This is a genomic window from Bacillus sp. FSL K6-3459 (assembly GCF_038003305.1).
Lineage (GTDB): Bacteria > Bacillota > Bacilli > Bacillales > Bacillaceae > Bacillus > Bacillus pumilus_O.
Genome location: NZ_JBBOOW010000001.1, coordinates 1,529,386 through 1,553,419, shown reverse-complemented (window position 1 = coordinate 1,553,419; position 24,034 = coordinate 1,529,386). Strand labels below are relative to the sequence as shown.

24 protein-coding genes are annotated in these 24,034 nt (G+C 41.3%); all 24 read right to left on the bottom strand.

Annotated features, from left to right (window positions below):
- Positions 1 to 21: 21 nt before the first annotated feature.
- Entirely contained in the window at positions 22 to 1,326 is a 1,305-nt protein-coding gene (gene trmFO / locus MHI35_RS07710) for an FADH(2)-oxidizing methylenetetrahydrofolate--tRNA-(uracil(54)-C(5))-methyltransferase TrmFO (protein ID WP_211063841.1), read from the bottom strand.
- A gap of 70 nt (positions 1,327 to 1,396) precedes the next feature.
- Positions 1,397 to 3,472, bottom strand: a complete 2,076-nt coding sequence (gene topA, locus MHI35_RS07705; protein ID WP_012009947.1) for a type I DNA topoisomerase — start codon at positions 3,470 to 3,472, stop codon at positions 1,397 to 1,399.
- A gap of 193 nt (positions 3,473 to 3,665) precedes the next feature.
- Positions 3,666 to 4,568 (bottom strand): DNA-processing protein DprA, encoded by a 903-nt coding sequence (gene dprA / locus MHI35_RS07700; protein ID WP_335349784.1) that lies wholly within the window; start codon positions 4,566 to 4,568, stop codon positions 3,666 to 3,668.
- A 63-nt stretch (positions 4,569 to 4,631) separates the two neighbouring features.
- Positions 4,632 to 5,534: a succinate--CoA ligase subunit alpha gene (gene sucD, locus MHI35_RS07695; RefSeq protein WP_211063843.1), complete on the bottom strand. Its 903-nt coding sequence runs from the start codon at positions 5,532 to 5,534 to the stop codon at positions 4,632 to 4,634.
- A 22-nt stretch (positions 5,535 to 5,556) separates the two neighbouring features.
- Positions 5,557 to 6,717 carry an ADP-forming succinate--CoA ligase subunit beta gene (gene sucC / locus MHI35_RS07690; RefSeq protein ID WP_012009945.1) on the bottom strand — a complete coding sequence of 387 codons (1,161 nt, stop codon included), beginning with the start codon at positions 6,715 to 6,717 and terminating at the stop codon, positions 5,557 to 5,559.
- 176 nt (positions 6,718 to 6,893) lie between these two features.
- A complete protein-coding gene (locus tag MHI35_RS07685; protein ID WP_144521394.1) occupies positions 6,894 to 7,169 on the bottom strand; it encodes a FlhB-like flagellar biosynthesis protein in 276 nt (91 codons plus the stop codon).
- Positions 7,166 to 8,902, bottom strand: coding sequence for a glycosyltransferase (locus MHI35_RS07680; RefSeq protein ID WP_335349783.1), 1,737 nt, complete (start codon positions 8,900 to 8,902; stop codon positions 7,166 to 7,168). Before MHI35_RS07680 ends, MHI35_RS07685 begins: the two co-directional genes overlap by 4 nt.
- A 27-nt stretch (positions 8,903 to 8,929) precedes the next feature.
- A complete protein-coding gene (locus tag MHI35_RS07675; protein WP_211063845.1) occupies positions 8,930 to 9,694 on the bottom strand; it encodes a ribonuclease HII in 765 nt (254 codons plus the stop codon).
- Positions 9,695 to 9,770: 76 nt separating this feature from the next.
- The gene (ylqF, locus tag MHI35_RS07670; protein WP_044141932.1) at positions 9,771 to 10,619 is read right to left on the bottom strand and encodes a ribosome biogenesis GTPase YlqF; all 849 of its coding nucleotides are present in this window, start codon (positions 10,617 to 10,619) and stop codon (positions 9,771 to 9,773) included.
- A 90-nt stretch (positions 10,620 to 10,709) separates the two neighbouring features.
- Positions 10,710 to 11,057, bottom strand: a complete 348-nt coding sequence (rplS, locus tag MHI35_RS07665) for a 50S ribosomal protein L19 (protein ID WP_003212364.1) — start codon at positions 11,055 to 11,057, stop codon at positions 10,710 to 10,712.
- Positions 11,058 to 11,194: 137 nt separating this feature from the next.
- Entirely contained in the window at positions 11,195 to 11,929 is a 735-nt protein-coding gene (gene trmD, locus MHI35_RS07660; protein ID WP_012009939.1) for a tRNA (guanosine(37)-N1)-methyltransferase TrmD, read from the bottom strand.
- Positions 11,926 to 12,450, bottom strand: coding sequence for a ribosome maturation factor RimM (rimM, locus tag MHI35_RS07655; protein ID WP_012009938.1), 525 nt, complete (start codon positions 12,448 to 12,450; stop codon positions 11,926 to 11,928). The genes trmD and rimM overlap by 4 nt, the downstream gene beginning before the upstream one ends.
- 8 nt (positions 12,451 to 12,458) lie before the next feature.
- The gene (locus MHI35_RS07650) at positions 12,459 to 12,845 is read right to left on the bottom strand and encodes a YlqD family protein (RefSeq protein ID WP_003211186.1); all 387 of its coding nucleotides are present in this window, start codon (positions 12,843 to 12,845) and stop codon (positions 12,459 to 12,461) included.
- Between the two features lie 103 nt (positions 12,846 to 12,948).
- Positions 12,949 to 13,194 (bottom strand): KH domain-containing protein, encoded by a 246-nt coding sequence (locus MHI35_RS07645; protein ID WP_012009937.1) that lies wholly within the window; start codon positions 13,192 to 13,194, stop codon positions 12,949 to 12,951.
- Entirely contained in the window at positions 13,194 to 13,466 is a 273-nt protein-coding gene (gene rpsP, locus MHI35_RS07640; RefSeq protein WP_003212139.1) for a 30S ribosomal protein S16, read from the bottom strand. Before rpsP ends, MHI35_RS07645 begins: the two co-directional genes overlap by 1 nt.
- A 105-nt stretch (positions 13,467 to 13,571) precedes the next feature.
- A complete protein-coding gene (gene ffh / locus MHI35_RS07635) occupies positions 13,572 to 14,912 on the bottom strand; it encodes a signal recognition particle protein (protein WP_041117374.1) in 1,341 nt (446 codons plus the stop codon).
- A gap of 13 nt (positions 14,913 to 14,925) precedes the next feature.
- Positions 14,926 to 15,258 (bottom strand): putative DNA-binding protein, encoded by a 333-nt coding sequence (locus MHI35_RS07630; protein ID WP_169056507.1) that lies wholly within the window; start codon positions 15,256 to 15,258, stop codon positions 14,926 to 14,928.
- A 142-nt stretch (positions 15,259 to 15,400) separates the two neighbouring features.
- A complete protein-coding gene (ftsY, locus tag MHI35_RS07625) occupies positions 15,401 to 16,387 on the bottom strand; it encodes a signal recognition particle-docking protein FtsY (RefSeq protein ID WP_003211188.1) in 987 nt (328 codons plus the stop codon).
- Between the two features lie 22 nt (positions 16,388 to 16,409).
- A complete protein-coding gene (gene smc / locus MHI35_RS07620) occupies positions 16,410 to 19,970 on the bottom strand; it encodes a chromosome segregation protein SMC (RefSeq protein ID WP_340991618.1) in 3,561 nt (1,186 codons plus the stop codon).
- A gap of 105 nt (positions 19,971 to 20,075) precedes the next feature.
- Complete coding sequence (gene rnc / locus MHI35_RS07615) at positions 20,076 to 20,819, bottom strand: ribonuclease III (protein WP_012009932.1); 744 nt, start codon at positions 20,817 to 20,819, stop codon at positions 20,076 to 20,078.
- 184 nt (positions 20,820 to 21,003) lie between these two features.
- On the bottom strand, positions 21,004 to 21,237 hold the full coding sequence (gene acpP / locus MHI35_RS07610; RefSeq protein WP_012009931.1) for an acyl carrier protein: 234 nt from the start codon (positions 21,235 to 21,237) through the stop codon (positions 21,004 to 21,006).
- A gap of 81 nt (positions 21,238 to 21,318) precedes the next feature.
- Positions 21,319 to 22,062, bottom strand: coding sequence for a 3-oxoacyl-[acyl-carrier-protein] reductase (gene fabG / locus MHI35_RS07605; protein WP_211063847.1), 744 nt, complete (start codon positions 22,060 to 22,062; stop codon positions 21,319 to 21,321).
- The gene (gene fabD, locus MHI35_RS07600; protein ID WP_144521376.1) at positions 22,062 to 23,006 is read right to left on the bottom strand and encodes an ACP S-malonyltransferase; all 945 of its coding nucleotides are present in this window, start codon (positions 23,004 to 23,006) and stop codon (positions 22,062 to 22,064) included. The genes fabG and fabD overlap by 1 nt, the downstream gene beginning before the upstream one ends.
- 15 nt (positions 23,007 to 23,021) lie before the next feature.
- Positions 23,022 to 24,020, bottom strand: a complete 999-nt coding sequence (gene plsX, locus MHI35_RS07595) for a phosphate acyltransferase PlsX (protein WP_144521374.1) — start codon at positions 24,018 to 24,020, stop codon at positions 23,022 to 23,024.
- Positions 24,021 to 24,034 lie beyond the last annotated feature (14 nt).

Genomic DNA, 24,034 nt, shown 5'->3' with positions numbered 1-24,034 from the left:
TGCTTTCCGTGCAATGTTTTACTACAGAGATTTCGAAATAGTTTGAATAGTTTCGATTGCGCGCTTAGCGTACTCTGCATAACGCTCTTGTTTGTTTTTTATACGAACACCAAGATCTTTCAACAAACCAAAATTCGCATTCATTGGCTGGAAGCTTTTCTTATTAGTCGATGTGATGTAATAAGCCATGCTGCCGATCGCTGTTTCCTCCGGAAGTGTCACAAGCTCTTCTCCTTTGACAAAACGAGCGGCGTTAATTCCAGCCACTAGTCCAGAAGCTGCGGACTCGACATAGCCTTCAACACCTGTCATTTGTCCGGCAAAGAATAGATCTTCTCTATTTTTAAACTGATACGTTGGTTTTAGAAGACTTGGTGAATTAATAAATGTATTGCGGTGCATCACGCCATAACGAACAATCTCTGCTTCTTCAAGTCCTGGAATCAAGCGGAATACTTCCTTTTGGTCGCCCCACTTCAGATGTGTCTGGAAGCCAACGATGTTATATAAAGTACCTGCTGCATCATCTTGTCTTAATTGAACAACAGCGTAAGGTCTTTTTCCTGTTTTCGGATCTTCAAGTCCTACTGGCTTCATCGGACCAAACAACATCGTTTTCTTTCCTCTTTTCGCCATGACTTCAATTGGCATACAGCCTTCAAAGAAGATTTCTTTTTCGAACTCTTTTAATGGCACAGTTTCAGCAGCAATAAGCGCGTCGTAAAAACGATCGAATTCTTCTTCTGTCATTGGACAGTTTAAATAAGCAGCTTCTCCTTTGTCATAACGTGATTTCAAGTACACCTTATCCATATCAATGCTATCTTTCTCTAGGATAGGCGCCGCTGCATCGTAGAAGTACAAATATTCTTCACCAGTTAACGTTTTTAATTCTTTTGAAAGTGCTTCAGATGTAAGTGGACCTGTCGCAATAATTGTTGGACCTTCTGGAATGCTTTGTACTTCTTCTTGAAAGACTGTCACATTCGGGTGATTTTTGACTCGATCAGTAACGTTTGCTGCAAATTCATGACGATCTACTGCAAGCGCTCCGCCAGCAGGAACTGAGCTTTCATCTGCTGCTGCGATAATCGCTGAATCTAAATGACGCATTTCTTCCTTTAATACACCGACCGCATTTGTCAAAGCGTTGGCACGCAGTGAATTACTGCATACAAGCTCTGCAAATTTATCTGTGTGGTGAGCTGGTGTTTGTTTGACAGGTCTCATTTCATATAAGTTGACTTTAATTCCGCGTTTAGCAATTTGCCATGCCGCTTCACTTCCAGCTAAACCTGCTCCGATCACATTTACAAATTGACTCATTGTACAACTCTCCTATTTCGTAAGTTCTGTTTGATGACACAAAAAAGCAGGTGAACAAGGTTGCCCACCGCTATTTTTGTTGTTCCTCTTTATAATCACAGTTCACACATTGAACTTGCATGCCTTTTTTCAGCTTTTTCTCTACAAGCATATTTTCGCATTTTGGACACTTTCTTTCAATCGGTTTGTCCCAAGAGACGAATTCGCACTCTGGAAAACGATCACAGCCATAAAAAATGCGGCGCTTCTTAGATTTCCGTTCAACAATGTTTCCTTCATGACATGTTGGGCATTTCACACCGATGTCTTTCACAATTGGTTTTGTGTTGCGGCAATCAGGAAAGTTAGAGCAAGCCATAAACTTACCGTATCGACCCATTTTGTACACCATCGGATGTCCACACTCTTCACAGTCAACTCCAGCGTATTCAGGCTCAATCTCAACTTCTTGCATTTCTGCTTCTGCTTTTTCGACCCGTTTTGCAAAGTCTTGATAGAAGCTGTCGATAATGCGAACCCATTCGATCGTACCTTCTTCAACACTATCAAGTTCTTTTTCCATTTTCGCCGTGAATTCCACGTTAATGATTTCAGGGAAGAATTCAATGATTAAGTTGAGAACAATTTCCCCAAGCTCTGTTGGGATAAACCGTTTATTATCAAGTGCGACATAGCCGCGCTTTTGAATCGTATCTAACGTCGGTGCATACGTAGACGGACGGCCTATACCTAGCTCTTCAAGAGTTTTGACAAGTCTTGCCTCAGTGTAGCGCGGAGGCGGCTGCGTGAAGTGCTGTTCAGGTTCGATATCTTTAGAAAGAACCGTATCACCTTCTTTTAGATCAGGCAGCATTTTGTCCTTTTCTTCTAGCTGGTCGTCTTTCCCTTCTACATATACCTTCATGAATCCAGGGAATTTCACTTTGCTCCCGTTAGCACGGAATGTAAGTCCGTTATTATCAAGATCCACACTCATTGTATCAAGAACAGCCGGCGCCATTTGGCTTGCGACGAATCGTTCCCAAATCAATTTATACAAACGAAGCTGATCTCGGCTTAATACATGTTTGACATCTGCTGGTTTTCTTAGCGTAGAGGTCGGTCTGATGGCTTCGTGAGCATCTTGTGCATTTTCATTCTTTTTAACGGTTCGTTTTGTTGTATTTAAGAAATTCTTACCGTACGTCTGATCAATGAAAGCAGATACTTCTTCAATCGCCGTATTCGAAATACGAGTTGAGTCTGTTCTCATGTATGTAATGAGTCCGACTGTACCTTCTTTACCAAGATCAATTCCTTCATATAATTGCTGTGCAATCATCATTGTCTTTTTCGCACGGAAGTTTAATTTTCTTGCAGCCTCCTGCTGTAAAGTAGATGTTGTAAACGGAACAGCTGGGTTGCGTTTACGCTCTTTTTTCGTCACTTTCTCTACGGAGAATTTGCTCCCTTTTAGTTTCGAAAGGATTTCTTTTACATCTTCTTTTGTTTTCAGTGGATGCTTTTTGCCATTGACGCCAAAGAAGCTCGCTTCGAAGCTTTCTTTTCCTTTTAGGAATGTACCGTCAATTGTCCAGTATTCTTCTGGTTTAAACTCATTGATTTCATTCTCGCGATCAATGATCAGGCGGAGTGCAACTGATTGAACACGACCAGCACTCAAGCCCTTTTTCACTTTCTTCCATAAAATCGGACTAATTTTATACCCAACGAGACGATCTAAGATCCGTCTTGCCTGCTGTGCATCAACTAAATCCATATTGATCATACGTGGATGCTTAAAGGAATCTTTAATAGCATCTTTTGTAATCTCATTAAAGACAACGCGGCAGTCAGAAGAGAGGTCAAGGTCAAGGCTATGCGCTAAATGCCAAGCAATCGCTTCTCCCTCTCTATCGGGGTCAGCTGCGAGATAGACTTTCTTTGCTTTTTTCGCAGCTGTTTTCAATTCTTTTAATACGGGGCCTTTCCCGCGAATCGTAATATACCTCGGTTCGAAGTCATGCTCAGTGTCAACACCAAGCTGACTTTTCGGTAAATCTCTTATGTGTCCCATTGAAGCCTTTACTTTATACTTTTTACCTAAATAACGCTCAATCGTTTTCGCCTTGGCTGGCGACTCAACGATGACTAAATAATCAGCCATACTCAAAATCCCCCTTAAGAGGTGTTCTCTCTTTATACATTTCACAATTCATATTTATGTTAATTGCACCTATCTAACAGGCAATCATGAAAAATTCTTTATGATGAACATCATTATAAACACGAAAAACAAAGTGTAAACTTAAATCCTCACTATTATTAAATATTCCTATGTCTTTTGTCAAACGATATTTTTATGAGAGTTCAGTATATTGAACACTGCGGAAGGAGAATTCCTCTAAAATATCCTTCGTAGAATGAACAAGCTTTGCTCCCTGCTGTATAAGTTTGGCTGGACCTGTGGAATTAGGATCAAAGATTGATCCAGCAACGGCAAATACCTCTTTACCTTGCTCAAGTGCTTGATACGCGGTAATGAGTGAACCGCTCTTTTCTTTGCACTGAATCACGATGGTTCCACTTGTGAGCGCACTAATTAAACGATTCCTCAAAGGAAAATGCCACTTTTCTGGTTTGACATAAGGTGGATGCTCAGACAAAAGCAAATGATGCTCGCCCATGTATTCAGCCATTTGCACATGTTCCTTTGGGTATAAGTGCTGAAATCCGCCTGCTATAATACCAATCGTTTTCCCTTTATTCCTCATGCACTCTTTATGTGCAAGTCCATCAATGCCTTTTGCTAAGCCACTGACAATCATCCAATTTTCCTTTACAAGTTCACCAACAATTTTCTTCACACATGCTTCTCCATAAGACGATGGAACTCGTGTGCCTACTACACCTAAACTCTTTTCTTCATTTAAATACGATATGTTTCCTTTTAGGAATAACACAGGGGGAGGATCATAAATATGTTTTAGTGTGTTGGGATATATGGGTGATGTGATGGGAATCATGTGAATGTTTTGCTTTAAATAGGCTTGAACGATGTGTTGAAAAACGGGGAATTCTTTTTCTTCGGCTTGTTTTAGGCGGGTGAAGTCGATTGTTTGTAATGATCGATCCTGTTTGAAATGATGTGTTTCTTCATTTATATATAGCTCAGGATCGACTTTCCACCATTTTGTTAACAAAGAGGGTGAGATGAGGCCTTTTAAGCGGTGAAAAATCATTCTTTCGGACACGTTGTACATACCATTCCTCCTGTTTAAGATAGAAAGAAGAAGACTTGTCAAAGAACAAGTCTTCTTGTGTCATTAATGCGTTTTGCAAGCTTCAAAGAGATTCTTCTCTTTTAGTACTTTAATCAATGTTTCTCCCATGACAGATGGTGTCTCTGCCACTTCAATTCCACATTCACGCATTGTTTTTACTTTTTCATCAGCTGTTCCTTTACCACCAGAAATAATGGCACCAGCATGTCCCATACGTTTTCCTGGAGGCGCCGTTTTACCGCCAATAAAGCCAACAACAGGCTTTGTCATATTTGCTTTTACCCATTCAGCTGCTTCTTCTTCAGCCGTACCGCCGATTTCACCGATCATAATGACAGCATGTGTATCAGGATCTTCATTGAATGCTTTTAATGCATCAATAAAGTTTGTCCCATTGACAGGGTCTCCGCCGATTCCTACAGCTGTTGATTGACCAACGCCAGCTTCTGAAAGCTGATGTACCGCTTCATATGTAAGCGTTCCAGAACGAGAAACAACACCCACATGACCTTTTTTATGAATGTAGCCTGGCATGATCCCTATCTTACATTCTTCAGGTGTAATGACACCTGGGCAGTTAGGACCAACAAGTCTTGTCTTTTTCCCTTCCATATACCGTTTCACTTTGACCATGTCAAGTACTGGAATATGTTCTGTAATACAAATGACTAGATCGACTTCTGCATCAACAGCCTCTAAAATGGCATCTGCTGCAAATGGTGCTGGTACATAGATAACAGAAGCATTTGCTCCAGTTGTTTGAACAGCTTCCGATACTGTATTAAATACAGGAACTCCTTCTACTTCAGTTCCACCTTTTCCAGGTGTGACACCGCCAACAATATTGGTTCCGTACTCAATCATTTGTTTTGTATGGAACAATGCGGTTGAACCGGTAATCCCCTGAACAATTACTCTCGTATTTTTATTAATAAATACACTCATTTAGGTTCCCTGCCTTTCTGCTCTACTTGACTAAAGATACAATCTTTTCTGCCCCGTCAGCCATAGACTCAGCAGAAGTGATATTTAAGCCTGAATCGCTCAGGATTTTCTTCCCTAATTCAACGTTTGTTCCTTCAAGACGTACAACGAGTGGTAATGTTAAGCCGACTTGTTTCGTCGCTTCAACGACACCTTCTGCAATGACATCACATTTCATGATGCCGCCAAAAATGTTCACGAAAATCCCTTTTACATTTTGATCAGATAAGATGATTTTAAATGCTTCCGTTACTTTTTCAGCTGTTGCACCGCCGCCAACATCCAGGAAGTTTGCAGGGTCCCCGCCGTAATGCTTGATGATATCCATTGTAGACATCGCAAGACCTGCACCATTGACCATACAGCCAATATTTCCATCTAGAGAAATGTAACTTAGATCATATTTAGATGCTTCAATTTCTTTTGGATCCTCTTCATCAAGGTCACGGTATTCTAATATATCTTTTTGTCTATATAAGGCATTACTATCAAAGTTTAATTTCGCATCAAGTGCCATGACTTTTCCATCGCCTGTGACAACAAGTGGATTAATCTCAGCAATTGAACAATCTTTTTCAATGAACGCATTGTAAAGACTTGTCATAAACTTAACAGCTTGGCCAACTAATTTTGTTGGAATATTAATTTTAAACGCTACTTCTCTAGCCTGATAGCCTTGCAAACCAATCGCTGGGTCGATGACCACTTTGACGATTTTTTCTGGCGTTTTTTCTGCTACTTCTTCAATTTCAGTACCGCCTTCTTCAGAAGCCATCAATACAATTCTTGATGTCGCTCTGTCCAAAACGAGTCCTACGTAGTACTCCTTTTGGATATCGCAGCCTTCTTCAATAAGTAAGCGTTTTATTTCGCGCCCCTCAGGACCAGTTTGATGTGTGACAAGTGTTTTGCCGAGCAATTCCTCTGCAAACCCTTTCACCTCATCTTTTGTTTTTGCAATTTTTACCCCGCCTGCTTTACCACGGCCGCCTGCATGAATCTGTGCTTTTACGACATATACAGAGCTTTCTAGCTCTTCTGATGCTTTTACTGCTTCATCAGGTGTAAATGCTACTTTACCATTTGGAACTGAAACCCCATATTTTCTTAGGATTTCTTTTCCTTGGTACTCATGGATATTCATTTCCCATCCTCCCAACATATGTAGAAACAAAAAATATAAAATAGACTGCGCTTTCATTTTAAAGAATAAAAAAGAGAATGTCTAGGGTTCTATGTAAAATCGTAAAATCCTTCTAAACATTCACACTTTTATTTTATTAAAAATATAAATTTTTCATCCAAATCACTTATTTTACCTTATTTTTTCATTTTTTGATCTAACCTATAGATAAACGAAAATATTTCTGCTACAGTATCGTATAACGCTTCAGGGATCTCCTCATCCAGTGTTAAGTGGCGCATAAGTTCGACTAAATTACGGTCTTCTTGAATTGGAACTCCCGACTTTTTTGCTTCTTCAATAATATGGTCGGCTACATAGCCACTACCTGTTGCAACGACTCTTGGCGCCTTTTGTTTTTCTTCATCATAATGTAGAGCGACCGCCCTTCTAAGCGGTTTTGAATCCTTCATACTCGTAAGTCCAGCCCTTTCTCGCTGATTTTATGAAAGTGTTCATCTAGAAATTGAGACGGATCTACTGGCTCTTGTCTCTTCTTTGCTGTAATTCCCGTAAGGTTGTATCCTAAGGCATTTAAATTCTCTCGAACAGCTGGAATCATTGGATTAATGGTTCCTTGAAGTTCATGACCAGTTTCAACTGTAATTGACATAACCTTTTGCTGAATCGTACAGTCGATTAATGTTTCTTCGAGGTTTTCCATGTTTAAATAAAACATAAGGCGACACTGAGAAATATCAATGGAACCATCTTTTTTCTTATGTCCTTTTAAAATAAAGGTTAAATCTTGAACACTATGTTTTGAAAAGAGCGGATAAGAGACCATCATTTGGCTGATGGTTTGATTCTCCTGCTGCACAAATAACTGCCCGTTCAATCTATGAAACAATTGATCGACTTCTTTTTTTACGGGCTCTGGTAAATCAGACTGCCTCACATCATTTAAGACGAGCTTTAATTGGTGAAGCTCCTGACTTTTTACATCCTGACTGCCTTTTTCGAGTAGTTTCAGCATACCGATTTCATCACGTACACCTATTGCCTTTTTCATCGTCATGAGTAAATCGAGCACATCGGTTTTATTGCTTAATACGGGTTCCGTCTGCTGCACGACCTGAGCCAATGCTTTCGCCTCTGTTTTTGACAGGAACGGAAATTCTTTTTGGATCACAGATGCTTTTGCATCCGGCTGAGATCCTGCCTGCTGAAGCCCTTGCAGCAATGACGTGAGCTGTTTTAAGTTAGGCTCTTGCTGCCCATCTGCACCTTGTTTCATCAAACTTGTAAGTATCCGCTCAATTTGCTGAGGCGGGATTTTCAGCTCTTTTGGACTTGTTGATTGCTGCACGTTAGATTGAATAACTTGGGTCGTCTGACGCTCTTGAGCTATTGGATTCTGACTAGTTTCTTTTGGTTGAGACAGATTGAACTGAGGCGTTACAGGTAGATTTCCTCCTTGCTTCGCCATCCCTTCTCTCGCTGATAGAAGGACCGATAAGAGCTTTTCTGCATGGACAGTTGTCTCAGCACCTATGACTGATCGAACGGCTTGTGTAAGGGCCTGTGTGGCATCTGAGTGCTTCGGGAGCTGTGTTAAGCGTTCTAGCAGCGCTGTCATATCCTGATGGAGAGCAGAGGATGATTTCACGGCTAAAATGGATTGAAGCACTCCTTCCTGGATCGGCAAGTCTTTCTTTAAAGCAAATAGGAGTGACTGGAGACCTTTTTTTACATCAGCTCCTTGAAACTGTTCGATCCATTTCACTGCCGTTTTTAGCTCTGCTTCATTGATAACGGATTTTTCTTTTAAAAAAGCTGTAGCTGTTAGGATGTTTTCAAGTCCGTTTTTCAGAGAAAGACCTTCTAATAGTTTGGCAGCTGCATCCTTTAATGTCTTAGGATCTTGGTCAAATTGCTGGACTGGCCTTAGTTTATTGAGGCTGCCTCCACCCTCTTGTTCAAATTGGAACCAATAAAATGCGTCTGCTTTGAGCTGAGCCGCTAGCTGCGCTTTTATTTTTGTTGAGCCTATTTGAACAAGGGCCGTATCATCTCCGAGCATTTTCAGTACTTTACCGAGAATCAACCGATGCACATTTTCCTTTCCTTCGGTGTTTAATGGTACAGATTCTGTCGTATTCAGCCGGCTATTCAGTGCTGTATGTATGTCCTCTACTCTTGTCATTACAGGCAGCCTCCTTAGGTCAAAAATTTATGATATAACGGATTTCACCGGCGCAAACGATAATCGATGGATTGGGGTAGCTCCATGTGTTTGAATGGCAGCCAAATGCTCTTTTGTTCCGTATCCTTTATGTTTTTCTAATTGATACTCAGGGTACTGACGCCCGTATTCTTCCATCATCTGATCTCTTGTCACCTTTGCGATACATGCACCTGCTGCAATAGATGCACTTTTTGCGTCTCCTTTGATGATATTCTCCTGGTGAATAGGAAGCGGGAGCGTCATGGCATCTATGAGTAGATAATCAGGTGTATGAGTTAATTGCTCCACTGCCCTCACCATCGCCAGTCTTGATGCTTCGTAAATATTGATTTCATCAATCGTACCCGCATCAACAATGCCGATTCCGATATCAAGTGCTTCTTTCTGAATCAGGTCATAATATGCCAATCTTTTTTTCTCAGATAATTGCTTTGAGTCGTTTAAACCGAGCAGGACTGTATCTTCCTTTAATATGACAGCCGCTGCGACAACGGGGCCTGCTAGCGGTCCTCTTCCTGCTTCATCTATCCCAGCAATACATGTGTATCCCTGCGCCTTCGCATTGTTTTCAAATTGAAGCATCTCATTCCATGCTGCTTGAAGTTGCTGCTGCTTTTCTTTCTCTTTGTGCCACTTTTCTATCAGTTTTTGAACACTTTTTCTCGTATCATCTTTTACAAGTGCATGAATGTATGACTCGTCTTGCGAATGCTTTTCTATCAATTCTTTTATTTGTTTCACTGTGTACATAGGCTTTTTGTCAGCCTCCTTCTTTATATCGGCAGTTTTCCGCAAAAAATAAAGACCCGCATGAGCTGCGTGTCTTTTAGCTTTCAGGCTTCTCAAAAGTGAGGGGACCAAATTTTTCTGTTCGAATATCCCGAATAATGATTTCGGTCGTTTTGTCGTAATTAATAAATCCACCACTCATGAGACAGCCGCGTTTTGTACCTATCGCATCAAACAGCTCAGCCGTATCTTCAGGGATCTCCGTTAGGTCATAGCGCTTTTTTAATCTCTCTGGATAGTTTTCTTCTAGAAAGCGTAGTCCATACACAGCGACATCCTGTAAGTTAATGATAGAATCTTTGATCGCTCCAGTTACCGCTAGCCTGAGTCCTACTTTCTCATCTTCAAACTTCGGCCAGAGGATTCCAGGTGTATCGAGCAGTTCCAATTCTTTCCCTACCTTCACCCATTGCTGTGAGGTGGTAATACCAGGACGGTCTCCTGTTTTGGCAATGTTCTTTTTCGCTAAACGATTGATTAAGGTCGATTTCCCGACGTTGGGAATTCCGATAATCAGCGCCCGAATTGCACGTGGTTTGACACCTTTTGCTTTCATGCGGTCGAATTTTTCTTTTAAGATTTCTTTTGAAGTGGTGATAATCTGATTTAACCCTTGTCCATCGACAGAGTTAATAGCAAGTGACCGAACGCCTTGCTGCTCAAAGTGCGCCTGCCACTCCTTTGTCACACGAGGATCTGCTTTATCTGCTTTGTTTAATAGCATGATTTTGGGTTTGTTCTGAAGGATTTCTTCGATCATTGGGTTTCTAGAGGACATCGGAATTCTAGCATCAGTTAATTCAAATACGATGTCGATGAGCTTTAATTTTTCTGTAACTTCACGTCTTGCTTTTGCCATATGGCCTGGAAACCATTGAATCGTCATATGTGCACCTTCTCTTCTATATCGATTATCTCTATACATTGTACAAAAAAAGAGCCTGTTACAGGTAACAAGCTCTTTCTTTTGATATCATTATCGTCTGATTTCTTTGATACGAGCCGCTTTACCGCGAAGTTCACGTAGGTAGTAAAGTTTCGCACGACGTACCTTACCGTGACGTACAACTTCGATGTTAGCGATTTTTGGTGTGTGTACAGGGAATGTACGCTCAACGCCTACACCGTAAGAAATCTTACGAACTGTGAAAGTTTCGCTGATTCCACCACCACGACGCTTAATTACAACACCTTCAAAGATCTGGATACGCTCACGAGTACCCTCGACAACTTTAACGTGTACACGTAAAGTGTCACCAGGACGGAACGCAGGAAGATCAGTGCGTAATTGTTCTTTTGTGATTTCTTCAATCAAATGTTGCATCGTTTTCAACTCCTTCCAACAGATGCTCATGTCCTCTTTCTTCATTGCAGCGGAACATCGTTTTCAAACTTGAATCGGCAAGCCGTCCAAGTCACAAGTAGTATCATACCATACCTATATGCAGTGTGCAATACAATCTAGTCATTATGAAGCTGCCAAAGCCATCTTTTTTCTTCTTCTGTTAACGTTTTGCAAGAATCGATCAAATCTGGCCGTCTTGTATAAGTTCGCTTCAAAGATTCTTTGCGCCGCCACTCTTCTATTTTGGCATGATTTCCAGAAAGGAGCACATCCGGCACTTTTAGTCCTTTATAATCGGCTGGCCTTGTATAGTGAGGATGCTCTAGCAAACCTGTACTAAATGAATCTTCAATGTGAGACGCTTCTTTTCCAAGCACATGAGGCAAAAGCCTGACCACACTGTCTGCAATCATCATCGCTGGCAGCTCTCCGCCTGTGAGAACGAAATCTCCGATCGAAATTTCATCTGTGACAAGATGCTCCCTGATGCGCTCATCGTAGCCTTCATAATGGCCGCAAATGAACATAAGGTGTTCTTCTTTTGCAAGTTCCTCTGCCTTCTTTTGCGTATATCTTTCTCCTTGAGGACAGACAAGAATAATTCGGGGCTTCTTGCTTGCTTTGTTCGTCAAATCTTCTACCGCATCGAATACGGGCTGTGCTTTCAGTACCATACCAGCACCGCCGCCATACGGATAGTCATCTACTGTTTTATGCTTATGATCCGAATACTCTCTAAAATTGACAACATTGAATGAGACAGCTTCTTTCTCCTGTGCCTTTTTTAAGATCGATGAGTGGAGCACCCCTTCGAACATTTCAGGAAAAAGTGTTAAGAAGTCTATTTTCATTCGTCAATGAGTCCTTCCATCACTTCAATGTGTATGGTTTTGGATGAGATATCGATCTTTTTGACGACAGATGGGATATAAGGAATCAAGGCATCTTTTTTACCTTTTCTTCCGACGACCCAGACATCATTTGCCCCTGGTGTTAAAATCTCTTTGATTTGACCGACCAGCTGATTCTCTTCATCGTATACTTCACAGCCAATGATTTGGTGGAAATAAAACTCTCCTTCATCTAAAGAGCCGAGATGTTCTTTTTCTACTTTTAAGATTGATTCCTTCAATAGCTCTGCTTCATTTAATGAGCTAATTTCTTCAAATGTGAGCAAATCAAACTGTTTATGCTGCCTATGTGATGCGACAGTGACTTTTAGCGGCTCCCCTTGACCTTGCTTAAAGATATAGAGGACGCTTCCTTTTTTGTAACGCTCTTCTGGGAAATCTGTCTTTGACACGACGCGTACTTCTCCACGTACTCCGTGTGTATTGACAATCTTTCCAACATTCAACCATTCTTGTTCCATGTTCTCAATCACCCCTGACGTATTTCCACAATGGTGCCGTCTTTCACGACGATGACATTGTCTTGCATCTTGTCATCCCATTTATCACCTATATTCACTTCAACCAGCGCATCCACTTCTGTCTCTTTCATTTCACTTCCAAGTGGCAAAATATGCAGCTGCTCTACTTGAAAGTCAATTTGCTGGATTTTCTCCTGCCGTTTATCGATGGCTTTTTGAAATTGAGGGATGGCTTCTTGCTGATGTGGTTCTTTTTCATGTTTTTTCAGTTGAAAATATAGTTGATTGCATTCACGCTCTAGTCTTTCTTTTTTCTCCAAAAAAGTCGTTAACAGTTTGTCCTTACTGCTTTCAGTTAATACTTGCATGACGGTGACATGTTGAATGATCTGCATCTTCCTTTTTGTCCCCCTATCCGAAGGCATTTGTCCTCTACAGTATAACGAAAAATAGATTTAAACGTGTAAAAAAAGGGGAGGTCCTAAGCCCTCTCCCTTTTTAGTCAGCAATCTCAAGTTGAACTTTCTTAGAAGACTCTGCACTTGCTGCAAACATGACTGTTCGTATCGCTTTTGCTGTACGTCCCTGCTTTCCAATCACCTTTCCGGTATCTTCAGCATTGACAGACAGTGTGTAAATCACTTGCTCATCTTTTTCTAATGAAGATACGTGAATATCTTCAGGGAAATCAACAAGTGGCTCGACGATGGACACAATCAATTCTTCCAAGGACAGCTCATTCATTATTTGCTGTTTTTCGCATTATGAAATTTTTCAAGAATTCCTTGGCTTGAGAAAAGGTTACGAACTGTATCAGATGGTTTCGCACCATTTTGAAGCCATTTAAGAGCTAATTCTTCGTTGATTTTCACCTCAGCTGGTGATAACACTGGATTGTATGTTCCAACTGTTTCGATGAAACGACCGTCACGTGGTGAACGAGAATCTGCTACAACAATACGATAGAAAGGAGATCTTTTTGATCCCATACGTTTTAAACGAATTTTTACTGCCATTTTACTAGCACCTCCGAAAATATTTCAACAAGATAGTATATTAACAATGATAAAAGGGTTTGTAAAGTGTTTTTTCTTAACAACGGTTTTATCATGTATAACCAATTACATAAATGGTAATTTAAAGCCTTTTTTCTTTCCTTTGGACATGTTGGTCATTTGCTTCATCATCTTTTTCATTTCGTCAAATTGCTTTAAAAGGCGATTGACTTCCTGTACAGATGTTCCGCTTCCTTTTGCAATCCGTTTTCTTCGGCTTGCATTGATGACCTCTGGCTGTTCTTTTTCCTCGGTCGTCATTGATTTAATGATCGCTTCGATGTGATTGAGCTGCTTTTCGTCTACTTGGACGTTTTTGAGCCCCTTCATTTTACCGGCTCCCGGCATCATTTGGATCAATTCATCAAGTGGACCCATGTTACGAACTTGGCCAAGCTGCTCGAGGAAATCATCGAGTGTAAAGCTCATGGTCCGCATTTTTTGTTCAAGCTCTTTCGCTTTATCTTGGTCCACGTTTGCCTGTGCTTTTTCAATCAGTGTAAGCACATCTCCCATGCCAAGAATTCTTGATGCCATCCGTTCTGGGTGGAATGGTTCAATCGCGTCAAGCTTTTCACCTAGCGCGGCGAATTTAATCGGCGTATTGGTGACAGCTCGAATGGAAAGTGCTGCACCGCCTCGGGTATCCCCGTCTAGTTTCGTTAGAACAACACCTGTTAAACCAAGCTGTTCATTGAAGCTTTTCGCTACATTGACAGCATCTTGACCTGTCATAGAGTCAACAACAAGGAAAATTTCTTCTGGATTCGCTACTTCTTTTACTTTCTGAAGTTCATCCATCAATTCTTCATCAATATGAAGGCGTCCTGCTGTATCTAAAATGACATAATCATGGTGTTCTTCTTTCGCTTTTTCGATTGCCTGTTTGGCAATTTCGACAGGACTGACTTGATCACCTAATGAAAACACAGGCATATCAAGCTGTTTCCCAAGCGTTTGAAGCTGCTGGATCGCTGCTGGTCTGTAAATATCTGCAGCCACCATCATCGGCTTGCGATTATGTTTTTTGCGAAGTAAATTAGCAAGCTTACCAGTTGTCGTGGTTTTACCTGCCCCTTGAAGACCAACCATCATAATGACCGTCGGAGATTTTTTCGCTACAGCGATTTTACTCTCTTCTCCGCCCATTAATTCAGTGAGTTCTTCTTTTACAACTTTAATGACCTGTTGTCCAGGGGTAAGGCTTTTCATAACCTCTTGTCCAACTGCCCGCTCACTTACTTTTTTCACAAAGTCTTTGACTACTTTAAAATTGACGTCAGCTTCAAGAAGGGCAAGGCGAACCTCGCGCATCATTTCTTTTACATCTTGTTCTGACACTTTTCCTTTGCCGCGGATTTTTGAAATCGTCTGCTGCAGTCGGTCGGCTAATCCTTCAAATGCCATACTGTGCCGCCTCCTAATCTAATTTCTCAAGCGATTCAATTAAAGCTTCTGCTTCTTCCGTCTGAGCGGAATCTGCTACGAGCTCTCTCATTTTTTGGAGAAGTTCTTTACGCTCTTTAAATTTCTTAAACAAGAGCAGCTTTTCTTCATATTGTTCAAGCATCGCTTCAGTCCGTTTAATATTATCATAAACAGCCTGTCTTGATACTTCATATTCATCCGCAATTTCACCGAGGGAAAAATCGTCTAGGTAGTAAAGCGACATGTAGCTCTTTTGCTTTGCGGTTAACAACGATTGATAGAAGTCAAACAAGTAGTTCATTCTCGTTGTTTTTTCAAGCGTCATGGGCTCTCTCCCCTTTGTTAAGTTCATTCCCTTTACATCAACTAAGTTTACACGGTTCTCTACTGTGTGTCAAGTTTTTATCTTGTCACTTCATAAAGTGGCGTATAAATAAAAATGCCAGCAGATTTTGCCGGCATTTTTGTTAGTCTTCTTGATCAATTACGTCTGAGAATAATCCATACACATACGATTCTGCATCGAATTCTTGCAGATCGTCTACCTTTTCACCTAAACCGACAAGCTTCACAGGGATGTTTAGCTCATTTCGAATGGCAAGGACAATCCCGCCTTTTGCAGTCCCGTCAAGCTTTGTTAAAGCAATTCCTGTCACATTCGTCGCCTTAGAAAATTCCTTCGCTTGCGCCATCGCATTTTGACCCGTTGTTGCGTCAAGAGCGAGTAGCACTTCATGCGGTGCATCTGGAACCTCGCGTTCAATGACTCTCTTGACCTTCTCCAGCTCTTTCATCAAGTTGACTTTGTTTTGCAGTCTTCCTGCTGTATCACAAATAAGGACATCCGCATTTTTCGCTTTTGCTGATTGAACAGCATCATAGATGACCGCTGCTGGGTCAGAACCAGCCGTCTGTTTGACAACAGGGACACCTGAACGCTCTCCCCATACTTCAAGCTGCTCAATCGCACCGGCACGGAATGTATCACCTGCTGCCAAAATGACAGATTTCCCATCATTTTTCAGTTTATTTGCAAGTTTGCCGATCGTCGTTGTTTTCCCAACGCCATTGACACCTACAAATAAAATGATATTTAATCGCCCATCTTCGATATTCAGCGCAGAGATTTGTTCCTCTCCGCTATTGTAGATTTCAACTAGTTTTTCAGAGATGACCGATTGTACTTCACTTGGGTCTTGAATGTTTCTTAGTTTTACTTCTTTCTTCAGCTCATCAATCAGTTCCATCACCGTTGTGAAACCGACATCTGCTCCGATCAGAACTTCTTCTAATTCTTCAAAAAAGTCTTCATCCACTTTACGGTAGCGTGAAATGAGTTCGTTTACTCTTCCTTGAAAGGAGTTTCTCGTTTTTTCAAGTCCATCTTTAAACTTTTCTGATACTGAATCGGTTTGCTGTGTAAATTTTTCTTTTAATTTCTTAAAAAAGCTCATTTGGTTCAAAAACCTCCTTTAATTACTGGACAAGCTCTTTCGTTTCTTCTAGTTTGACGGATACAAGTTTTGAAACACCTGACTCTTGCATTGTCACACCGTAGAGCACATCCGCTTCTTCCATTGTTCCTTTGCGGTGCGTAATGACTATGAATTGTGTTTCCTCGCTGTATTTCTTTAAATATTGCGCAAAGCGGAAAACATTGGCTTCATCAAGCGCCGCTTCTACCTCATCTAATACGCAGAATGGAACTGGTCTGACTTTTAAAATAGAAAATAGTAAAGCGATCGCTGTTAAGGCTCTCTCTCCGCCTGAAAGCAGGCTTAAGTTTTGCAGCTTTTTCCCTGGCGGCTGGGCGACAATATCAACGCCAGAGTTTAGTAAATCGTTTGGATCTGTTAGCTTAAGGTCTGCTCTTCCGCCGCCAAATAATGCTTGGAAAACTGATTCAAAATGCCCGCGAATTTGCGAGAATGTTTCAGAGAAGCGCTTTGTCATCTCTTGATCCATTTCTTCGATCACTTGGAATAATGTATTTTTCGCTTCTGTCAGATCATTTCGCTGTTCTGTTAAGAAGAGGTAGCGTTCATTCACTCGTTCATACTCATCAATGCTGCCTAAGTTTACTGTTCCTAGCTCTTCAATGGCTAATTTGATCAGCTTCACTCGTTTTCTTGCTTCATCTGGCGATAGCGTCAGATGATACATCTCTTTTGCCCCTTCAAACGAAAGTGCATACTCTTCGTTCAAATAAGCGATGAGGTTGTCGAGCTCAACTTCCATACGGCCAAGCTTAATTTCTTCATCTTTTAAGCTTGTGGTGAGCTGCTTGTAAAGGCGTTTTTGTTCTTTCAGTTCACGTTCAGCAAATTCTAACGTTTCAGAAAGAGCAAGACGCTGTTTACGCCGCTCTGAAATGAGTGCGGTTGTTTTGTTTTTGTTTTCCAATTTCTCTTTCGCCGCTTCTTCCAGCTGTTCTGCCCCGCTTGAGCTAGACGTCATTTCACTTGTTAAGAGTGACAGATCTTCTTTTGTTTCCGTCAGCGTTTGTTCAGCCTCTTCTAATTCGGCCATTAAGCTCGAAAGCTTTTCTTGTTCATTCGCTAAGGACTGCTCTTTTTTGGCAAGGGAGATTTTCAGCTCTGTTAATTCGGCAGAAATGGTTTCTTTCGTTGAGCTTTGGGTCTGCTTACGCTTTGTTAATGTATTGATCTCTTGATCTAGGGTGGTCAATTTCTCCCCTATCGAAACTTCAAGAGCTGCCTGCTCTTTGTCCTTATCTGTAAGTTCAGTAGAACGTAGCTGCAATTCTTCTTTTTCTTGATCATAAAGTTCAAGGTGAGCATTAATATTTTTTTCTGCTACTTGCAGTTCGTATAGCTTCCCTTTGAGCTCTTGCTGCTGTTCTCGAAGCGTTTCTCCCCGCTGACGCAGTTCGTTTAATTGGCTTTCGTTTGCTGCAATCAATTGCTTCGTTTCTTTTGTTTCCTTTTCAAGGATCGTTGTTTTTTCTTCCATTTCAACGAGCTGTTTTGTTAATGTTTCAATCTCCCTGCTTCTTGAAAGAAGGGAGTTGTTCTTTTTCTTTACACCGCCACCGGTCATTGAACCGCCTGGGTTTACGACATCGCCATCAAGGGTCACGATGCGATAACGATGACCAAGCATTTTTGCGAGTTCATTGGCGCCTTTTAAGTCTCTAACGATCAGAACCGTTCCAAGCAAGTTCTGTATGACCTTTTGATACTTTTCGTCAAAGGAAACAAGGTGACTTGCTACACCGATAAATGCAGCATGTTGCTCGGCTGTTTGGACGTCTCTATGCTGAATGGTTCTTTCTTTGATCACATTCATTGGCAAGAAGGTTGCTCGTCCAAAGGAGTGCTGCTTTAAGTATGCAATTGCTTGTCGCGCTGCGGCTTCATTTTCTGTGACGACGTGCTGCGTTGCTGCACCTAATGCGATTTCAATCGCTGTTTCATGCTGCTGATCTGTTTGAATCAGCTCTGCAATGGCACCGTGAATACCGCCTAACCGTTCTTTTGCCTTTAAGACCTCTTTCACTCCTTGGAAAAAGCCTGAGAAGTCTTCCTGCATGGATTCTAGCATCTCTTTTTTTGACTTTGCCTGCTGCACATATTGATAGACTTGATAAAGAGCCGTTTCTTTTTTCTCGTATTGACGTTTCATTTGCTCAAGCTTTTGTTCCGCTTCTCTAAACCGCTTGACCTGAGCCAAAATGTCTTCTTCTAGGGCTGAAAGCTGCTGCTCAGCCTCTGTTTTTTTCTCTTTGACAGACACACGCTCTTCAATGTGTTTTTGGTTGTTTTGTGTGAGCCGATCCAGTTGCATAGCCGCTTGGCGCTGCTGTTCTTCTAACAATTTGCGTTCATTGCGGATGGAAGCCTGTTCATTGAGCAGGTCAAAATAATCGCTTTTTAGCTGTTCAATTTGACCTTCTACATCCTCACTATGAAGCGACAGTTGATGCTGCTTCGTTTTCACTTCATCTTTTAGCTGTTGCACTTCTTTTTGAAGGCGATCCCGCGTGATTTTCTGCTGCTGAATCTTTTCGGTTAGCTGCGCCTGCTTTTCAGTTAAGCGAATGAGCGTTTCTTCTAGCTGTCCCTGGTTTGCGGCAGCATTTTTCTTCCGTTCTTTTAGTACTTCTTTTTTGCCTTCAAGCTTTTCTAATTCCTCACTTGTGAAAAGAAGAACTTCTTGCAGGTCATTAATTGATTCGTCAAGCGCTTGAATGCGATCTCTTGATTCTTCAATTTTTGCTTCTTTTGCTTGAATCTCTGTGGATTGCTTCATTTCATCTTGTTTGAAGCGCTCGACAGCTTCACAAAGTGTTGTCCATTTTTCATGAAGTGCTTCAATGTCATGGACAGTTAAGGCGATTTCGACATTTTCAAGCTCTTCTTTTTTTTGCAAATAGTCCTTTGCAATAGATGCCTGCATTCTTAATGGTTCTACTTGATCTTCTAGTTCATGCAGAATATCTTCTACTCGGTTTAAGTTGTCCTGCGTTTCAAACAGTTTATTCTCGGCTTTTTTCTTTCTTGTTTTATATTTCAAAACACCAGCCGCTTCTTCAAATATGCTTCTTCTCTCTTCTGCCTTACTAGATAGAATTTCTTCTACTTTTCCTTGGCTGATGATCGAAAAAGCTTCCTTTCCAAGACCTGAATCCATGAAAAGATCAATGATATCCTTTAAGCGGACAGATTGATTGTTTATGAGAAATTCACTTTCTCCTGATCGATAGACTCTTCTTGTCACACTGACTTCGTGAAAATCGATCGGTAAAAAGTGATCTTCGTTATCTAATGTTAAAGTCACTTCTGCTAGATTGACTCTTTTTCTTGAGTCGCTTCCTGCAAAAATGATGTCTTCCATTTTTCCTCCGCGGAGGCTTTTCGCTGATTGTTCTCCAAGTACCCAGCGGATGGCATCGGTAATATTACTTTTGCCGCTTCCGTTTGGTCCGACAACAGCTGTGACCCCTTTGACAAAGTCCACGGTCACTCGCTGCGCAAAAGATTTGAATCCTATCACGTCTAAACGTTTGAGGAACATGAGAGTGATCCTCCTTATGTATTTAAAGTACTATCATCTTACCATATGAAGTGAAAAAAGATGATGGAAAACAGAGTGAAATCCCCCTGAATCACGAGGGGGATTTTATTGGTTCATATGATGTTTCTGCAATTTAGCAAGTGCTTCCTGTGCAGCATGCTGTTCTGCTTCTTTTTTACTGCGACCATTTCCAATTCCAAGCACTTCTCCGCGAAGGGAGACATTTGCTTCAAATTCCCGGTTGTGTGCTGGTCCTTTTTCATGCAAAATGCGGTATTCCAGTACACCTTTTCCATCACGCTGAACGAATTCCTGCAGCTGGCTTTTAAAGTCCATGACATGCGAGAACGCTCCATCATTAATTTTCGGATAAACATAGGCTTCTAGGAAACGTTCTACTGGCTCAAGCCCTTGATCTAAATAAAGTGCTCCGATAAATGCCTCGAATACGTCTGCTAAAAGCGCTGGACGTTTTCTACCGCCTGTCATTTCTTCGCCTTTTCCTAAAAGTACAAGGTCTCCGAAGGACAGCTCATGTGCCAGAGACACAAGTGACGGTTCACATACGATCGCTGCTCTTAGTTTTGTTAAATCTCCCTCGCTCATCGCAGGGTATTTCGCAAATAAGAATTGAGAGATGGTCAATTCCAAAACAGCATCTCCTAAAAATTCAAGTCTTTCATTATCCTCGTATGGTTTTTTCCGGTGTTCATTCACATAAGAGGAATGCGTAAACGCTTGATATAGAAGTTTTTCATTTTGAAAGTGTACAGAAATACGCTGCTGGAATTCTCTAAATTGCTCTAGTTTTTTGCTCTGTTTCTGTTTGTCTTTATATTGTTTTGGCATAGCAACCTCCAGGTAGGCTTAATCGCCTTTAAGGATACTGATTATATGGAGTCTCTCTTTCTACATGCAAGGAAACATTGCTCCTTAGCATCTGAAAAAGGCTGACAATTGATCAGCTGAATATGTTGAAACTAACATAAATTTTGAAAGTCCCGTCATGAAAATAGACGGGACTTTGTTACGCTTATTGCTGGCTATTTATGTAGTTCACAGCGTCACCGACTGTTGCAATTTTTTCAGCATCTTCGTCAGAAATTTCCATATCGAACTCATCTTCAAGTTCCATAACTAGCTCAACTACATCAAGGGAATCAGCGCCTAAATCTTCTTTAAATGAAGCTTCCATTTTCACGTCAGCCTCATCAACGCCAAGGCGGTCTACAATAATTTTTGTTACACGCTCTAATACGTCTGCCATTGCCTTTCACCTCCCCTCAAAGTATTATAGTTGATTCGTTTTTAAAAAACTAGAGAAAACCTAATGAAATTTTGATATTTCTTAGGACATGACCATTCCGCCATCTACTTGGATGGTTTGGCCTGTAATATAACCTGCTCCTTCTGAAGCTAAAAAGACAACAACGTTACTAATATCTTCAGGTGCACCAAAGCGGGCAAGCGGAATCTGCTTAAGCATTTCAGCCTGTACATTCTCATCAAGTTTGTCTGTCATATCTGTTGAAATAAAGCCTGGTGCTACTGCATTAACTGTAATATGACGGGTTGCCAGTTCTTTTGCTGTTGTTTTCGTTAATCCGATGACACCAGCTTTTGCTGCAACATAGTTTGCTTGTCCAGGGTTTCCACATACGCCAACCACTGAAGCCAAGTTGATGATTCTTCCGCTGCGCTGTTTCATCATTTGACGAGTCACGGCTTTTGTACAGTTAAAGACACCTTTTAAGTTTATGTTAATGACGTCATCCCATTCATTTTCTTTCATTCTCATAAGCAGGTTGTCTTTTGTAATCCCTGCATTATTAACAAGGATGTCAATTGAACCAAATGTGTCAATCGCTTGCTTCATGAGCGCTTGTACTTCTTCAGCATTTGAAACATCAGCTTTAACGGCAAATGCCTGCTGGCCAAGTGCTTTGATTTCGTCTACGACTTCGTTTGCTTTTGCTTCGTTTCCAGAATAGTTGACGACAACATTTGCACCATTCTTTGCTAAATCGATCGCGATAGAACGGCCAATTCCGCGTGATGCGCCTGTTACAACGGCTGTTTTATTTGTAAGCATCAAGAATCCTCCTTCAATGTTTCAATAGCTGCTTCAATTGTTTCCTGATCTGAAACTGAAATGGTTGTCAGGCGGCGATTAACCTTTTTCACTAGACCTGAAAGCACTTTGCCCGGACCAATTTCAATAAACGTTGTCACGCCTAAATCAATCAGGCGTTCTACGCTTTCTTCAAATCGAACAGGAGAATACAATTGTTCAATGAGCTTTGTTTCAATAGCATCACGAGATGTGACGATGTCTGCTGTGACATTTGAGATCACTGGTGTTTTGGCATCTGTAATGTCTAGCTTTGACAAAACATCTGTGAATTTTTCAGCGGCTGGTTTCATTAAGGCAGAATGGAAAGGTCCGCTCACTTCAAGGGCAATCGCACGTTTTGCACCCTTTTCTTTCGCTTTCTCTGAAGCAAGTTCGACACCCTTTGCTGTACCAGAGATCACAATTTGACCAGGACAGTTTAAGTTAGCGAGTTCTACAAGATGACCGCTCTCTGTCACTTCTTTTGTCACTTCTAAAAGCGCTGTTTGATCTAAGCCTAGGATCGCTGCCATAGCGCCTTCTCCTGCTGGAACAGCTTCGTTCATTAATTCGCCGCGCTTTCTCACTGCATAGACAGCATCTTGAAACGAAAGTGCGCCTGCTGCAACGAGGGCCGTATATTCCCCAAGGCTATGTCCTGCTGCGTAATCTGCTTTGATTCCGCTCTCTTCAAATTTCTTTAAGATGGCGATACTTGTGGTTAAAAGAGCTGGCTGCGCGTTATAAGTGAGCGTCAGTTCTTCTGCATCTCCTTCAAAAATCATTGAAGATAAGTCAAAACCGAGGGTCTTGTCTGCTTCTTCAAATACAGCTTTAGATACTGCCTCTTGGTCAAATAAATCTTTCCCCATGCCAATTTTTTGAGAGCCTTGGCCAGGGAATAAAAATGCAATTTTAGTCATGATGTTTTACCTCCATTAAGACTCGTTCGTGGTTTCTTTTTGGACTTCTTGATGAATGATGGCTGAAACGTCTTTTTCTACGATATCACGTGCCTGACGAATGGCATGAAAAATGGCGTTTTCATCAGAGGAACCGTGCGCTTTAATGACAGGTGCCTTTAAACCAAATAAAGCGGCACCGCCATATTCGGAGTAATCCATTTTAGATTTCATCTGCATTAATTTCGGCTTCATCATGCCAGCCGCTATTTTTGCTGTGAAGCTGGATGTTAATGTTTCTTTCAGCATTTTAAATACAGAAAGGGCTGTGCCTTCAATCGTTTTCAGGGCGATATTTCCTGTGAAACCATCTGTGACAACTACATCAGCTACACCTTCTAATAAATCACGAGACTCCACATTTCCTACGAAATTCAAGTCTGATGCTTTTAACAATTCAAAGGTTTTTTTCGTGAGATCGTTGCCTTTTTTATCTTCTGTTCCTACATTTAACAATCCTACACGCGGATTGCTCTTTGGAAAAACACGCTCTGCGTAAATTGAACCCATTATGGCATATTGCACAAGGTGTTCTGGTTTGGCATCAACGTTAGCACCGACATCTAGTAATAAAAACCCGCTGCCATCAAGTGTTGGCAGTGTAGGAGCAAGTGCCGGTCTATCGATGCCATCAATTCTTCCTACGATAAACAGTCCTGCTGTCATGAGTGCGCCAGTGTTTCCTGCTGAAATACAAGCATCTGCTCGTCCTTCGGATACTTCTTGCGCCATTTTCACCATAGATGAATCCTTTTTACGCCTAACTGCACGCACTGGTTCATCTGTCGGTTCAATGACTTCTTTTGCATCTAAAATCGTGATGCGCTCGTTGTTTGTTATGTATGGTTTGATTTTACTTTCATCGCCGACAAGTGTAATCTCGATATCTGAAAATGCTGTTAAGCTTTTTTGCACACCGTCAATAATGGCTTTAGGGGCATGGTCTCCCCCCATTGCATCGACTGCAATTCTCATATTACGTGCCACCT

Excerpts from the sequence above, each read along its gene's own strand:
- trmD (WP_012009939.1), bottom strand. The coding sequence starts at position 11,929 with ATGAAAATAGACTTCTTAACACTTTTTCCTGAAATGTTCGAAGGGGTG.
- rnc (WP_012009932.1), bottom strand. The coding sequence starts at position 20,819 with ATGCCAAAACAATATAAAGACAAACAGAAACAGAGCAAAAAACTAGAG.
- rimM (WP_012009938.1), bottom strand. The coding sequence starts at position 12,450 with ATGGAACAAGAATGGTTGAATGTTGGAAAGATTGTCAATACACACGGA.
- fabD (WP_144521376.1), bottom strand. The coding sequence starts at position 23,006 with ATGACTAAAATTGCATTTTTATTCCCTGGCCAAGGCTCTCAAAAAATT.
- MHI35_RS07650 (WP_003211186.1), bottom strand. The coding sequence starts at position 12,845 with ATGCAGATCATTCAACATGTCACCGTCATGCAAGTATTAACTGAAAGC.
- sucC (WP_012009945.1), bottom strand. The coding sequence starts at position 6,717 with ATGAATATCCATGAGTACCAAGGAAAAGAAATCCTAAGAAAATATGGG.
- topA (WP_012009947.1), bottom strand. The coding sequence starts at position 3,472 with ATGGCTGATTATTTAGTCATCGTTGAGTCGCCAGCCAAGGCGAAAACG.
- MHI35_RS07685 (WP_144521394.1), bottom strand. The coding sequence starts at position 7,169 with ATGAAGGATTCAAAACCGCTTAGAAGGGCGGTCGCTCTACATTATGAT.
- MHI35_RS07645 (WP_012009937.1), bottom strand. The coding sequence starts at position 13,194 with ATGAATGAGCTGTCCTTGGAAGAATTGATTGTGTCCATCGTCGAGCCA.
- rpsP (WP_003212139.1), bottom strand. The coding sequence starts at position 13,466 with ATGGCAGTAAAAATTCGTTTAAAACGTATGGGATCAAAAAGATCTCCT.
- smc (WP_340991618.1), bottom strand. The coding sequence starts at position 19,970 with ATGTTCCTCAAACGTTTAGACGTGATAGGATTCAAATCTTTTGCGCAG.
- acpP (WP_012009931.1), bottom strand. The coding sequence starts at position 21,237 with ATGGCAGACGTATTAGAGCGTGTAACAAAAATTATTGTAGACCGCCTT.
- sucD (WP_211063843.1), bottom strand. The coding sequence starts at position 5,534 with ATGAGTGTATTTATTAATAAAAATACGAGAGTAATTGTTCAGGGGATT.
- plsX (WP_144521374.1), bottom strand. The coding sequence starts at position 24,020 with ATGAGAATTGCAGTCGATGCAATGGGGGGAGACCATGCCCCTAAAGCC.
- MHI35_RS07680 (WP_335349783.1), bottom strand. The coding sequence starts at position 8,902 with ATGACAAGAGTAGAGGACATACATACAGCACTGAATAGCCGGCTGAAT.
- trmFO (WP_211063841.1), bottom strand. The coding sequence starts at position 1,326 with ATGAGTCAATTTGTAAATGTGATCGGAGCAGGTTTAGCTGGAAGTGAA.
- fabG (WP_211063847.1), bottom strand. The coding sequence starts at position 22,062 with ATGCTTACAAATAAAACAGCCGTTGTAACAGGCGCATCACGCGGAATT.
- MHI35_RS07675 (WP_211063845.1), bottom strand. The coding sequence starts at position 9,694 with ATGTACACAGTGAAACAAATAAAAGAATTGATAGAAAAGCATTCGCAA.
- ffh (WP_041117374.1), bottom strand. The coding sequence starts at position 14,912 with ATGGCATTTGAAGGATTAGCCGACCGACTGCAGCAGACGATTTCAAAA.
- rplS (WP_003212364.1), bottom strand. The coding sequence starts at position 11,057 with ATGCAACATTTGATTGAAGAAATCACAAAAGAACAATTACGCACTGAT.
- ftsY (WP_003211188.1), bottom strand. The coding sequence starts at position 16,387 with ATGAGCTTTTTTAAGAAATTAAAAGAAAAATTTACACAGCAAACCGAT.
- ylqF (WP_044141932.1), bottom strand. The coding sequence starts at position 10,619 with ATGACGATTCAATGGTTTCCAGGCCATATGGCAAAAGCAAGACGTGAA.
- MHI35_RS07630 (WP_169056507.1), bottom strand. The coding sequence starts at position 15,258 with ATGACGCTTGAAAAAACAACGAGAATGAACTACTTGTTTGACTTCTAT.
- dprA (WP_335349784.1), bottom strand. The coding sequence starts at position 4,568 with ATGTACAACGTGTCCGAAAGAATGATTTTTCACCGCTTAAAAGGCCTC.